The sequence below is a fragment of the Winogradskyella sp. Asnod2-B02-A genome, from assembly GCF_045063645.1.
GTDB lineage: Bacteria > Bacteroidota > Bacteroidia > Flavobacteriales > Flavobacteriaceae > Winogradskyella.
In genome coordinates, this window is record NZ_JBEFOG010000027.1 from 1483315 (window position 1) to 1498467 (window position 15153).

Sequence of the window (15153 nt, forward strand, 5' to 3'; positions counted from 1 at the left end):
ATGAAACACATAAATTTATTTATACTAGCCCTTTTTTCATTTGCATTTTTATCTGCGCAAAACTCTAACCGTGTTTTTAAAAGCGCAGTAAAACAGGGCTTAGATTTAAAAGTTGAAGTCAATGATGGCTATTATATTATCAAACCTTATTCTTCAAATATTATTGAAACCACTTTTGTGCCTAAAGGCGAATACTTAAAAGCACAATCTCATGCTGTGGTTGCAAAGCCTTACAATTCGTATTTTGAAATGACCGACAGAGGCAATGATGTTGTTTTAAAAACCAAAGGTTTATACGTTGCCATTACAAAAAGCCCTTTTCAAATTTCATATTATTACAAAGACAAATTTATTGTTTCAGAAAAAGAAGGTTATGTAAAAAATGACAGTTTAGAAACTATAGATTTCAATCTTACAATAGACGAAGTTTTGTATGGTGGTGGTGCTAGAGCTTTAGGAATGAATCGTCGTGGTCACCGATTACAATTGTACAACAGAGCTCATTATGGTTACGAAACCCATAGTGAATTAATGAATTATACCATGCCAATTGTGGTATCATCAAAACAATATATGTTGCATTTTGATAATGCACCAATTGGATTTTTAGATTTAGATAGTAAAGGTGATAATTCTTTAAAATACGAAACCATTTCGGGTAGAAAAACCTACCAAGTCATCGTTGGTGATTCTTGGTTAGATATGATGGATGTTTATACGGATTTAACAGGTAAGCAACCAATGCTGCCGCGTTGGGCTTTAGGTAATTTTTCTAGCCGTTTTGGGTATCATTCTCAGCAAGAAGTAGAGAGAACCATAGCTAAATTTAATGATGAAAAAATTCCGGTGGATGCTATTATTCTAGATTTATATTGGTTTGGTAAAGAATTAAAAGGTACCATGGGAAATTTAGAAGTTTTTAGAGAAGCATTTCCAGATTTTGAAGGCATGGTAAAACGTCTTAATGATAAAGGAGTCAAAACAATCACCATTACTGAGCCTTTTATTTTAACGACATCTAAGAAATGGGATGAAGCGGTTGAAAAAAAGATTCTGGCAAAAGACTCTGTTGGGAATCCGGCGAAATACGATTTCTATTTTGGCAACACAGGACTCATAGATATATACAATCCTGATGGCGAAAAATGGTTTTGGAATATCTACAAGGAATTAGCTGATAAAGGAGTAGCAGGAGTTTGGGGAGATTTAGGCGAACCAGAAGTGCATCCAGAATGGGTAGAACATAAAAAAGGTACTGCTAACGAAGTCCATAATATATATGGTCACGATTGGGCAAGATTAGTTTTTGAAGGCTACGAGCGCGATTTTCCAAACATAAGACCATTCATTCTAATGCGAGCAGGCTATTCTGGATCACAACGTTACGGAATGATTCCATGGTCTGGTGATGTTAACAGAACTTGGGGAGGATTACAAAGTCAACCAGAAATTGCATTACAAATGGGAATGCAAGGTTTAGCTTATATGCATAGTGATTTAGGCGGTTTTGCAGGTGCGAATTTAGATGATGAATTATATGTGAGATGGTTACAGTATGGCGTTTTTAACCCAATTTATAGACCTCATGCACAAGAAGACGTGCCTAGTGAGCCTATTTTTAGAAGCGAAAAAGCAAAAGGGCTCGCTAAAGAAGCCATTGAATTGCGTTATAAATTATTGCCATATAATTACAATTTGGTTTATGAAAATAACCAAACCGGTAAACCATTAATGCGACCATTGTTTTACGAGGAATCTGATAATAAGGATCTTTTTGATTATTCTAAAACCTATTTATGGGGAAATGACTTTTTAGTATCACCAGTTTTAGAAGCTAATAAAACCGAACAAGACGTTTATTTTCCAAAAGATAATGTTTGGTTCAATTTCTATACAGATGAAAAAGTAACAGGAGGGAAAACTAAAACGGTAAAATTGGTAGAAAATTCAATTCCAACCTATGTGAGAGCAGGTGCGTTTATTCCGACTTCTAATGCCATTCAAACTACTGAAAAATATGATGATTCAGTTTATAAAATAGATTATTACCACGATGGATCTGTATTAACAAGTAGCCGACAAATTTTTAATGATGATGGTAAATCTGCAAATACAATTGCAGATGAAAATTATGAAATTATCAATTTTGAAATGGAAAAAAGAGGTTCTGTGTTAGAATTCAAAATATCAGATAAATCAGGAAAAAACTTCAGTTCAAAATCGCGTCTGTTTTATTTAACGATACATGGACTAAAAAATGAACCAAAACGAATTACAGTTGGCAAACATGCTGCCTTTGATTGGTCTGAAGCGACTAAAACAGCTAGAGTTCCAATTGAAAGAAAGACAGGAGAGACGTCGATAATTACAGTAAAACTCAAAAAATAATCCGAATGAAACTGATTAAGAATATAACATTACTATTGATTATCTTTAGCTGTTTTGGATGCAAAAACGAAACAAAGGACGTCAACACTGAGACGAGTCTCAGTGATAATGAAATAAAACAAAACATGAAGAAAAAAGAAGTCGTATATCAAGTGTTTACACGTTTATTCGGAAATACAAATACAACCAACAAACCTTGGGGAACACTTGAAGAAAATGGTGTTGGTAAATTTAATGATTTTACGGATAAAGCTTTAAGTGAAATCAAAGATTTAGGAGTAACACATATTTGGTATACAGGTGTGCCACACCATGATGTGATAACGGATTACACAAAATACGGCATTTCTAATGACGATCCAGATATTGTAAAAGGTAGAGCAGGTTCTCCATATGCAGTTAAGGATTATTACAATGTAAACCCAGATTTAGCCGTAAATGTTAAAAATAGATTAGAAGAATTTGAAGCCTTAATAGAACGTTCTCACAAAGCAGGATTAAAAGTGATTATTGATATTGTTCCTAATCACGTGGCAAGAAATTATCAAAGTTTATCTAATCCAGAAGGTGCTTCAGATTTTGGTGCAGAAGATGATAAAACAAAAACATACGATGTTAATAATAACTTCTATTATAATCCTGGTGAGGCTTTTAAAGTGCCAGAATGGAAACATGGTTACCAGCCTTTAGGTGGAGAAAAGAATCCATTGGCAGATAGTAAGTTTACAGAGATACCTGCAAAATGGACAGGAAATGGCTCAAGAGCATCACAACCAGATATCAATGATTGGTATGAAACCGTAAAAGTAAATTACGGAATTTCACCAGAAGGTAGAAAAGATTTTGACGAATTACCAGAGGGTTTTGATAATGAAGATTACAAAAAGCACTTTGAGTTTTGGAAAGATAAAACCGTTCCAAGTTCATGGAAAAAATTTAAAGATATCGCATTGTATTGGACAGCAAAAGGTGTGGATGGTTTCCGCTATGATATGGCAGAAATGGTGCCTGTTGAATTTTGGAGTTACATGAATTCAGCTATAAAAATGAAAAATCCGGATGCCTTTTTATTAGCTGAGGTTTATAACCCAAGTTTATACAGAGATTACATTAGAAAGGGTAAAATGGATTATTTGTATGATAAAGTTCAGTTGTACGATACGCTAAAACATGTAATGCAAGGACACGGAAGTACAGATAATGTGCCGCCAATTTTAAATGATTTAAGAGATATTGAGCACAACATGCTTCACTTCTTAGAGAACCATGATGAGCAGCGTATTGCAAGTCCTGATTTTGCCGGAAGCGCAGAAAAAGGAAAACCTGCAATGGTGGTTTCTGCAACGTCATCAACTGCACCAACAATGATTTATTTTGGGCAAGAGTTCGGTGAGCCAGGAGCGGAAGATTTAGGCTTTGGGGATCCAACACGGACTTCCATTTTCGATTATGGTTCAGTGCCAAGTCAGGTACGTTGGGTAAACGATAAAAAGTTTGATGGAGGTCAATCTACAGAGCAAGAAAAAGAGCTTCGTGATTTCTATAAGCGCTTGTTAAATTTTACCATTAATAGTTCGGCTTTAATGGGAGACTATCAAGATATTCAGCATTATAACCACCAAAATACAGAATGGTATAATGATAAAGTATTGTCGTTTGTAAGATGGAGTGCTGAAGAAAAACTGATCATTATTTCCAACTTCAATGCGGAAAATACGTATGGTTTCGAGTTGCAAATACCAGAGGATTTAGTTCAGAAATTGGGACTTCAAGATGGAGAATATGAAGTGAAAGATCAGTTGTATAACACTTATACTTCAACTTTAAAAGTCGAAAATGGTAAAGCTGAAGTTAGAATAGATATAAAACCTTTAGAGTCTTTTATATTAAAAATTAATTAGCATCATTTAGAATTTAGACTTATCAGATTTTTAAAACCTGACAAGTCTTAAAGCAGAAGATATCAACTTAGAACCTTATAGGTTTTTTAAATAAAAGTTTAATAAAAAGATACCCGTTTTTATGGGCACAAAAGATGAAAAAAATATTTTTATTTACTATAATTCTTATCACTTTGAGTTGCAAAAATAAGGAGACCGAAAAACAAACTGCTGCATTAGAAACATCAGAAGTTCTAGAAACACCTTTTGTTTGGGAAGGTGCAAACCTCTATTTCTTACTAACAGATAGATTCAATAACGGAGATACCTCCAATGACATCAATTTCGATAGAACCAAAGAAACAGCAAAATTAAGAGGTTTTAAGGGTGGAGATATTAAAGGTATTACTCAAAAAGTAAAAGAAGGCTATTTCACGGATTTAGGAATCAATGCCATTTGGATGACACCAATTGTTGAACAAATTCATGGAGGAACAGATGAAGGCACAGGAGTAACTTATGGTTTTCATGGCTATTGGACAAAAGACTGGACAAAAATTGATCCTAATTTTGGTACCAAAGAAGATTTGCATGAGTTAGTAAAAGAAGCACATGCAAGAGGCATAAGAATTGTACTAGATGCGGTAATTAACCATACAGGTCCTGTAACTGAAAAAGATCCAGTTTGGCCAGAAGAATGGGTGAGAACAGATAAGCAATGTTCTTATGATAATTATGAAAATACAATAAGTTGTACGTTGGTTGCTAATCTGCCAGATATTAGAACAGAGAGCAATGAAAATGTAGAGTTGCCACCACAATTAGTAGAAAAGTGGAAAGCAGAAGGGCGTTATGAGCAAGAAGTAAAAGAACTCGATGCCTTTTTTGAGCGCACAGGCTATCCAAGAGCTCCTCGCTTTTACATTATAAAGTGGTTAACAGATTATATTACAGAATTCGGTGTGGATGGTTACAGAGCAGATACTGTAAAACATACTGAAGAATACGTTTGGGAAGAGTTTAAGGCAGAATGTGATTTTGCATTTTCACAGTATAAGAAGCATAATTTAGATAAGGTTTTAGATGATAATAATTTTTATCTCGTTGGTGAAGTCTATAATTATGGGGTAAGTTCTGGTCAAGAATTTGATTTTGGAGATCGAAAAGTGAATTATTTTGATCCGCCAAGTTTTCAAAGTCTTATCAACTTTGAATTCAAATACAATGCTAAGGACAATGATTATCAAGATTTATTTGCTCATTATGATGATGTTTTACATAATGAATTAAAAGGATTCGGGACACTAAACTATTTAAGTTCGCATGATGATGGTCAACCATTTGATGCGGTAAGAAAAAAACCTTTTGAAACTGCTAACAAGTTATTGTTGTCGCCAGGAACTTCACAAGTATATTATGGTGATGAATCCGCAAGAACACTTGCTGTACATGGTACTGAAGGTGATGCGAAGTTACGTTCTATGATGAATTGGGATTCTATTGCCAAACGAAAAAGAACAAAGAAGGTTTTAACACATTGGCAAAAATTAGGGCAATTTAGAGCCAAGCATCCAGCTATTGGAGCAGGAACTCATCAGATGATAACAGCTTCACCTTATTATTTCTATAGAAGTTTCCAAAAAGGAGATTTTAAAGATTTTGTGGTTATTGGATTAAAATTAGATAAAGGAGAAAAAGTAATTGATGTGTCTAAGGTTTTTGAAGATGGAGATATGATACATGATGCTTATTCTAATGAATCGGCAGAAGTTAAAAATGGAACAGTTATTATAAAATCGCAATTTGATATCGTTTTGCTAGAGAAAGTAAGATAAACATTGTGCCTTAAAAGGTTTTAAAATTATATTATGAAAGTATTTCTATTAAACATAGCGGTCGCATTACTTGTGATTTCATGTAAAACACAAGATAAACGTATCACCGAGATTAATTCACCAAACGAAAAAGTGACAGTTAATTTCAATGTCAATAGTGAAGGTCGTCCATTTTATATGGTGCAATTCAATAATAAAACTGTTGTTGATACGTCTTATTTAGGTTTTGAATTTAAAGACGCTCCTTCTTTTCATAAAAATTTTATTATTAAAAACACAAGCACTTCAACATACAATGAAACATGGCAAATGCCTTGGGGAGAACAGTTAGATGTGGTTAATAATTACAATGGGCTAACAGTAAAACTCCAAGAAAAAACAAGTCCAGAGCGTTTTCTAAATATTGTTTTTAAAGTCTATGATGATGGTATTGGGTTTAGATATGAGTTTCCAGAACAAGCAAGGTTAAAAGGTGATGTTTTCATTACCGAAGAAAATACCGAATTCAATTTAACTGAAGATTACAAAACTTTTTGGATACCTGGTGATTGGGATATTTATGAGCATTTGTATAACACCACAAATCTTTCAGAAATTGATGCCTTACAATTTGCTAATCATAAGAATCTAGCACAAACTTATATTCCAGAAAATGCTGTAAATACACCAGTAACCATGGTGGGCGAAGATGGCACACATCTTAGTTTTCATGAAGCGGCTTTAGTTGATTATTCTGGTATGACTTTAAAAGTAGATACAGAAAATCTTGATCTAAAAAGCAACTTAGTAGGTTCTGAAAATAGAGATTATAAGGTGAAAAAAACAATGCCTTTTAATACTCCTTGGAGAACGATTCAGATTTCGGATAATGCTCCAGATTTAATTGAATCGAAGCTTATTGTTAATCTTAACGAACCAAATAAAATAGGAGATGTTTCATGGTTTAAACCAATGAAATATACAGGAGTTTGGTGGGAAATGCATTTAGGGAAATCATCTTGGGATTATGGAATGACGCAAGATATGAGTACATGGACAGACGGGGGAAAATCTCATGGACATCATGGAGCAACTACAGAAAATGTAAAGAATTTTATAGACTTCTCTGCAAAAAACAATATAGGAGGTGTTTTAGTGGAAGGTTGGAACACTGGTTGGGAGCATTGGATTGGTTTTGAAGACAGAGAAGGTGTTTTTGATTTTGTAACACCATATCCAGACTATGATATCGATGAAGTAGTGCGTTATGGAAAAGAAAAAGGGGTGAGTATTATTATGCATCATGAAACTTCTGCAGCGACAGAAACTTACGATAAACAACAAGATACTGCTTATGCTTTAATGCAGAAATATGGAATGCATGCTGTAAAATCTGGATACGTAGGTAAAATTTTACCAAAAGGAGAATATCATCATGGCCAATATATGGTAAATCATTACAATAATGCAGCCATTAAAGCGGCTAAATATGAGGTTGCCGTGAATGCACACGAACCAATAAAAGCGACGGGTTTACGAAGAACATATCCTAATATTATATCTAGAGAAGGTTTACGCGGACAAGAATTTAATGCTTGGGCAAGCGATGGTGGAAATCCACCAGAACATTTATCTATTGTCGCTTTTACCAGAATGTTATCTGGACCAATAGATTTTACACCAGGTATTTTCAATATAAAGTTCGATGAATACAAAAAGGATAATCAAGTCAATACAACGATAGCTCAGCAATTGGCTTTGTATGTGGTAATCTATAGTCCAGTGCAAATGGCAGCCGATTTGGTAGAACATTATGAAGCTAACCCAAAACCTTTGCAGTTCATCAAAGATGTTGGTGTAGATTGGGAAAAATCAGTAGTTTTAAATGGTGAAGTTGGTGATTATGTGACTATTGCAAGAAAAGAAAGAGAGACTGCTAACTGGTTTGTAGGCGGAATTACAGATGAAAATGCAAGATCTTTAGAGCTAGATTTTAGCTTTTTAGACGCTAATGAAACCTATGAAGCAATCATATACAAAGATGGAGAAAATGCGCATTGGGACGATAACCCATTAGATTTAACAATAGAAAGAACTGAACTTAATAAAAACTCTCAATTAACTTTAAAATTAGCTCAAGGTGGAGGATTTGCTATCAGTTTAAAAAAGAAATAATATTAATGTAATTTTTTATCCCTTATGAAAAATATACTTCTAATAATCGTATTTACATTTTGTTTTAATAGTATTAATGCTCAAGTAGGCATTGGGACTACAGATCCTAAAAGCACTTTAGATATTAATGGTAATTTATCAATTAAAGTTGTTGATTATAATGGTGGTCCTAGTGGTACTGCAACACCAATTGATGATGGTGTTTATATTAATTTATCACCAACAGCATTCAATGTAGAGTTTATATTACCAAACGCGACAATCGTTCCAGGTAGAATATATATTCTTAGAAATATTTCTGACTCAGAAAATGCCGTTATTTACACATTTGGTGCTAATGCTACAGCAGGTACTGGAGTAGAGTTTTTTCGTGGAGATGGTAGAAATAGTCAAGGTCCTCTAGGCTCGGTAACAATGGCAGCAGATGTGGGAAATGATGGAGGAGATATCACTAAAACTCTAATTTTTATTAGTGATGGTGCTAACTGGACCTATGGACATTTAGGACTTTAGTATTTCTTTTTTTAATCATTAAAAAAGTATTAGTCTATTGACGTATAAGATTGTAGTTTTATCTTTTTTAAATCACAACATTGAATAATCACAAAGATATCATTATAATAGGTGGAGGAGCCGCAGGTTTTTTTGCAGCAATTAACATCGCAGAGCAATATCCAGACCTATCTGTCGCTATCCTAGAACGAGGTAAAGAAGGTTTGCAAAAAGTTAAAATCTCAGGTGGTGGACGATGTAACGTTACGCATGCCGAATTTATTCCTTCTGAATTAGTATTGAATTATCCTAGGGGAGAAAAAGAACTTTTAGGTCCTTTTCATAGTTTTATGACTGGTGATACTATTGCTTGGTTTGAAGAACGCGGAGTGGAGTTAAAGATTGAAGAAGATGGTAGAATGTTTCCGGTTTCAAACTCTTCTCAGACTATTATAGATTGTTTTTTAAATGAAGCAGAGAAACATAATGTAGAGTTACTATACAATCATGCTGTTAAAGCGATTCATCCGTTAGATACTGGATTTAAAATTGAAACCTCACAAGGAACTTTTGAATCTGAAAAATTATTAGTTGCTACAGGAAGTAATCCTAAAATCTGGCAATTACTTGAGGATTTAGGACATACTATTATACAACCAGTACCATCGCTATTTACTTTTGATATAAAAGATAAACGGATAAAAGATATACCTGGCGTTGTTGCAAAACATACCGAAATAAAAGTTGTTGGCACCGATTTAGAATCTAGTGGTCCACTTTTAATCACTCACGTTGGAATGAGTGCACCAGCTATTTTAAAGCTGTCTGCTTTTGGAGCTGTAGAATTAGCAAAGCGGAATTACAACTTTCAAATTGAAGTTAATTTTATAAGCTTGGATACTGAGAGCTGTTTAGACGAACTCAAAAATTGCAAACAAGAATTTGCTAAAAAGACACTTATTAATTCAACACAATTCGATTTACCAAAACGCCTTTGGAAACAGTTAATTTTAGCAGCCCATATTGGCGAAAATGAGCGATGGGCAGATATCAATAAACAACAACTAGAAAATTTAGCTGGGCAATTAACAAAGGCTACTTTTCAGGTTACAGGAAAAAGTACGTTTAAAGACGAGTTTGTTACCGCAGGAGGTGTGGATTTAAAAGAGGTAAATTTTAAAACTTTCGAAAGTAAACGAATACCTAATCTATACTTTGCTGGTGAAGTTATTAATGTAGATGCTGTAACAGGAGGTTTTAATTTTCAAAATGCATGGACAGGTGCTTATATTGCTTCTGCATCTATAATGTTGCATTGATTATACGTATTGCCATAAGATAGAATTATAGCCTTGAAATCTTCGAATATATAAGGTTTTGTAATAATTTGGTTGATACCAGAAGCTTCAGCCTTTGCAGAAATCTCTGAAGAATTTAATGCCGTAAGTGCCAGTACAGGAATATAAGGATTAAACATTCTTATGTGCTTTGTAACTTCATAACCATCCATGTCTGGCATATTAATATCCATTAATATTAAATCGAAATCCTTCTCTTTTACAATAGATATGGCTTCTCTACCATTAGAGATTGTTTGGCAACTGTAACCAGCAATTTTTTCAATATTCTTTTTTGTGATTAATAGGTTGATTTTATTATCATCAACAATTAAAATATGCATGTCTCTATGCGGCAAAAGTGTGGGTGTGCTTTTATTTTCTTCTGATATAGAAAGTTGAAACTTGATTTCAAAGAAAAAACAAGTACCCTTATTTGGTGTTGATACAAAATCAATATCAGAATTGTGGCTTTTTAATAAGGTCTTTACAATATAGAGTCCTAATCCAGAACCACTACTGTTTTTATTTAAAAACGTCTTGTTTTCAAAAGCACTAAAAACAACAGATCTGTGCTCTTCTTTAATACCAATGCCTGTGTCTTTAATCTCAAAGCGTAAAGTGATTTCCTCACCATTTCTACTTTTTTCAAAGACATTGATAGTTATAGAACCCTTTTTAGTATAACGGATAGCATTGTAAGCCAAATTGATTAATATTTGACTAAAAGCTACTTTATCTACCAATATATATTCATTTTCGTCTGATTTGTCAATGTTAACAATCAGTTTTAAATCTTTGTTTTTAGCAGCTATTGCAATTGTGCTCATAACATGGCTAACAATTTTTTCGATTTTATCTGGTTTCAATCGAAGGGTTTTATTATCAAATTTAAGTCTGTTAGCTTGTAAAATGTTATCAATTAAAATGGATAGGTAGTTGCTTGATGATTTTAATGAATCTAAATACGATTGTTTTTTAATACTATCGTTTTCTTGATCTATAAGTGTAGCTAAACCACTTATGCCATAAATCGGTGTGCGCAACTCATGGCTTAGAATAGAGAAAAATTCGAGTCGATCTTTGTCAATTTCAATAAGTTTAGAGTTAGATTTTTTTAGCGCATTATTAATCTTAACAATATTCTTTCTAGCCTTAAAGTAAAAGTAAAAAACAGTTAAGATTATAGCTAAAACAATACTCATTATTATAGTGCTTACTAAAAATATTTTTGAGTTAAGTGCTTCTTCCTTGCGAATTTCGTTTGCTAACGCTAGCTTTTGCTCAGCATTTATAATTTTATAAACTAACTCTCCGTTTCTAGTATTCTGAAGTTCTAAATTATTTAGTGCTCTATATTTATAAGTATCAGATTTTAGCAAGTATTTATTAGCTGAATCTAAATTTTTCTTGCTATTGGCATAATAAAGGTATTTGTAATAATTAAAAGAGGCTAATTTTTTATAAGGGTCTAAATCACCTGAAATAGTAGCTTTTAGTTCCTCTTCATTTATAGAAAATAAGGGTTTAAAAGAGGCTTCTTTATAATTTGAAGATTTTATGTTTGCTATGGCATTATAATACTTATAAGATTGATATAAATTCTGTTTCAGATGTTTTGTTCGGTAGTTCTTAGAATAGTTTAAGGTATCAAAATTGGTCTGTTTTAAGGCCTTTAATCCGAATTCACTAGATGCTAACATACTAATGTTATCTAAACTGAAATAATCTTTTTTTATCTTATATTCTAGATTTATAAAATAGATCTCGCTATTCAGCATCTTAGATATTTCTTGAGCTTTTGGATAGAGACTATCAAATTTTGAATACTCTTTTTCTAAAACATATGTATTAAGTAGGCCTGAATAAGATAGGTCTAAGCCTTTTTTTACATTTAGAGAATCGTATATTTTTAATGCCTTTTCGAAGTAGTTTTCAGCTTTCTTAAAATTTGACATTCTTGTCAATACATGACCTAAAGCATTATAGGATTTTGCTTCAGTTTTTTTTAGATTGTATTTTTTAGAAAAACTTATAGCTTCATTTAGAAGCATTGTTGCTTGATAAAGACTATCGTTTTTAACAAGTAAATCTAACTTGTAACTGTTAAAAGTGCAAGAACTACTATCAACGCTTATAAGTGATTCTTGTGCTCGAGCAAAGAAAATATTAGTTATTAAGCTTATAAACAATACTATAGCAGTGTTTGGTTTGGGGAAACACATGTAGATTGGTGGTTAAGGTTGTTGTAAAACTACACTTTTTTGTAAAAACTCACACTGTTAAACGTTTTTAAATGCGTTTCATAGGTTTTTTTGTTTTGCGAAATTAGGAGTATCGCTAGTGAGATGCTTTTATTAAAAATGTATAATTATGCTAAACATTAGATAATTTTAAAAGTGGCTATTATGGTATTACATTTGTTTCATAAATATTGGTAATTTCAATTTATGCAAACCTATATCGCACTTTTAAGAGGAATTAATGTTGGTGGACACAAAAAAGTGCCAATGGCAGAGCTTAGAGAATTGTTAACTAAATCTGGTTTGCAAAGTGTTAAAACTTACATTCAGAGTGGTAATGTTATTTTTCAATCTATTAATGATGATTTAAAATTCTTAGAAAATAGTATTCAGAAATCTATTTTAGACCATTTTGGTTTTGAAGTACCAATTATGGTTAGAGCCAGAGATGAATTATCTGTAATTTTTTCAAACTGTCCTTTTTCAGATGCTAAAAAAGCAGAGAGTTATTTTGTTATGTTAAGTGAGATTCCACAAGAGATTTTGGTTAAAGAGGCCTCTCAAAAAACATATCCAGATGATGATTATGTGATTCTTAATGACTGTATTTACTTGTTTTGCGCTAAAGGTTATGGTCGTGCAAAATTCAATCTCAGTTATTTTGAGAAAAAATTGAATGTGAATGCTACCGCAAGAAATTATAAAACAATGGTAAAACTATTATCTTTGTCACAGACAAATGACTAGCATGACAGAACAAGATTTTATTCTTAAATCATATAATACCAATAAAGAAAGTGGTTCCGTAAAATGGGCTTCACCAAGTAATATTGCTTTGGTAAAATATTGGGGAAAAAAGAAACATCAAATTCCAGAAAATCCTTCAATAAGTTTTACACTTTCAGACTGTAAAACCATTACTGAAATCACTTATACAAAGAAGGAAGCAAAAGGTTTTAGTTTTGATATTTATTTTGAAGGTGAAAAAAACGAAGCTTTCAAACCAAAAATTCAAACTTTTTTTGAGCGTATAGAAACCTATATGCCTTTTTTAAAGGATTATCATTTTAAAATAGAAACATCAAATACATTTCCACATAGTTCTGGGATTGCATCTTCGGCATCTGGCATGAGTGCGATTGCACTGTGTTTAATGAGTATTGAAAATGAGCTATCTGACATTCAGAACGATAGCGAAGAATCTAAAGATTTTTTCAACCAAAAATCATCATTCCTTGCAAGGTTAGGTTCTGGAAGTGCTTGTAGAAGCATTGAAGGCGAATTGGTAGTTTGGGGAAAAAATGAAAGTATAGATGATAGTTCTGATTTATATGGTGTAAAATTTGAAGGCGATGTACATTCAAACTTTAAGAAGTATCAAGACACTATTTTATTAGTCGATAAAGGTGAAAAGCAGGTGAGCAGTACCGTTGGTCATCAGTTAATGTATGGTCACCCATTTGCAAAAGAGCGTTTTGAACAGGCACATGTTAATTTAGCAAAATTGAAAGCTATTTTGGCTTCTGGCGACTTAAACGAATTTATAAAAATCGTTGAAAGTGAGGCCTTAACGCTACATGCCATGATGATGACGAGTATGCCATATTTCATATTAATGAAACCAAATACATTAGAAATCATTAATAAAATTTGGGCATTTAGAGAAAAAACAGATTCTAAGGTTTGTTTTACCTTAGATGCTGGTGCAAATGTGCATGTCCTTTATCCCGAAAGTGAAAAAGAAAATGTACTCGAATTTATTAAGGATGAATTGGTTAGCTATTGCCAAAACGGACACTATATTTGCGACCAAATCGGACAAGGCGCAAACCAAATACAATTTTAATACGTATATTTGTTAAAGTAATTGCTTATAACTTATGAAGGGACCATTATTTTATTCAAAGATTTTATTATTCGGTGAATACGGAATTATCAAAGATTCTAAAGGCTTATCTATTCCTTATAATTTTTATAATGGAGCTTTAAAAGTTGATAAAGACCCTTCTCAAGAAGCAATTAAATCTAACGAAAGTTTAGTGTGTTACGTTGCATATTTAAGAGAACTTAATAAAGAATTAGTAACTTTTGATATTGATACATTGCAAAATGATGTTGATAAAGGGATGTACTTTGATTCTTCTATTCCTCAAGGATATGGTGTTGGAAGTAGTGGTGCTTTAGTTGCTGCTATTTATGATAAATATGCATCAGATAAGATTACAGTTTTAGAAAATCTTACACGTGAAAAGCTTTTAAAATTAAAAACGATTTTCTCTGAAATGGAATCTTTTTTCCACGGAAAATCTTCTGGATTAGATCCTTTAAACAGTTATTTAAGCCTTCCTATTTTAATTAATTCTAAAGATAATATTGAAGCTACAGGTATTCCATCGCAACAAACAGATGGTAAAGGCGCTGTGTTTTTATTAGATAGTGGTATTGTTGGTGAAACGGCACCAATGGTGAGTATTTTTATGGAAAACATGAAAAATGAAGGTTTCCGTAGTATGCTAAAAGACCAGTTTATAAAACATACCGATGCTTGTGTAGATGATTTCTTAAAAGGGGATTTAAAATCTTTATTTAAAAACACAAAGCAACTTTCTAAAGTTGTTTTAAATAACTTTAAACCTATGATTCCTTCTCAGTTTCATGAGCTATGGAAAAATGGGCTTGAAACTAATGATTACTATTTAAAACTTTGTGGTTCTGGAGGTGGAGGTTATATCTTAGGCTTTACGGAAAATATAGACAGAGCTAAAGAAGCTTTAAAAGGTCAGAAGTTAGAGGTTGTTTATAATTTCTAAACCAATTTAGTTAT

General features: G+C 32.6%; 10 protein-coding genes. 9 read left to right on the forward strand and 1 reads right to left on the reverse strand.

Going from position 1 to position 15153, the window contains the following annotated elements:
- The 6 genes from ACJJVO_RS14485 (at window position 1) to ACJJVO_RS14510 (ending at window position 10068) form a co-directional block, all read left to right on the forward strand.
- Window positions 1-2388, forward strand: coding sequence for a TIM-barrel domain-containing protein (locus ACJJVO_RS14485; RefSeq protein WP_405575362.1), 2388 nt, complete (start codon window positions 1-3; stop codon window positions 2386-2388).
- A gap of 5 nt (window positions 2389-2393) precedes the next feature.
- Complete coding sequence (locus ACJJVO_RS14490) at window positions 2394-4289, forward strand: alpha-amylase family glycosyl hydrolase (protein WP_405575364.1); 1896 nt, start codon at window positions 2394-2396, stop codon at window positions 4287-4289.
- Between the two features lie 134 nt (window positions 4290-4423).
- Window positions 4424-6103 carry an alpha-amylase family glycosyl hydrolase gene (locus tag ACJJVO_RS14495; RefSeq protein ID WP_405575366.1) on the forward strand — a complete coding sequence of 560 codons (1680 nt, stop codon included), beginning with the start codon at window positions 4424-4426 and terminating at the stop codon, window positions 6101-6103.
- Between the two features lie 33 nt (window positions 6104-6136).
- Window positions 6137-8257, forward strand: a complete 2121-nt coding sequence (locus tag ACJJVO_RS14500; protein ID WP_405575368.1) for a glycoside hydrolase family 97 protein — start codon at window positions 6137-6139, stop codon at window positions 8255-8257.
- A 24-nt stretch (window positions 8258-8281) separates the two neighbouring features.
- Window positions 8282-8770: a hypothetical protein gene (locus ACJJVO_RS14505; protein ID WP_405575370.1), complete on the forward strand. Its 489-nt coding sequence runs from the start codon at window positions 8282-8284 to the stop codon at window positions 8768-8770.
- Window positions 8771-8850: 80 nt separating this feature from the next.
- A complete protein-coding gene (locus ACJJVO_RS14510; protein WP_405575372.1) occupies window positions 8851-10068 on the forward strand; it encodes an NAD(P)/FAD-dependent oxidoreductase in 1218 nt (405 codons plus the stop codon).
- Here the strand turns inward: ACJJVO_RS14510 and ACJJVO_RS14515 are convergent.
- Entirely contained in the window at window positions 10035-12311 is a 2277-nt protein-coding gene (locus ACJJVO_RS14515) for a response regulator (RefSeq protein WP_405575374.1), read from the reverse strand. The genes ACJJVO_RS14510 and ACJJVO_RS14515 overlap by 34 nt on opposite strands.
- Window positions 12312-12536: 225 nt before the next feature.
- Between ACJJVO_RS14515 and ACJJVO_RS14520 the strand changes: the two genes are divergently transcribed.
- The 3 genes from ACJJVO_RS14520 to ACJJVO_RS14530 are packed head-to-tail and all read left to right on the forward strand — an operon-like array spanning window position 12537 to window position 15139.
- Window positions 12537-13076 (forward strand): DUF1697 domain-containing protein, encoded by a 540-nt coding sequence (locus tag ACJJVO_RS14520; protein ID WP_405575376.1) that lies wholly within the window; start codon window positions 12537-12539, stop codon window positions 13074-13076.
- A 1-nt stretch (window position 13077) separates the two neighbouring features.
- A complete protein-coding gene (gene mvaD / locus ACJJVO_RS14525) occupies window positions 13078-14175 on the forward strand; it encodes a diphosphomevalonate decarboxylase (protein ID WP_405575378.1) in 1098 nt (365 codons plus the stop codon).
- A 34-nt stretch (window positions 14176-14209) separates the two neighbouring features.
- Window positions 14210-15139: a mevalonate kinase gene (locus ACJJVO_RS14530; RefSeq protein WP_405575380.1), complete on the forward strand. Its 930-nt coding sequence runs from the start codon at window positions 14210-14212 to the stop codon at window positions 15137-15139.
- Window positions 15140-15153: the final 14 nt, after the last annotated feature.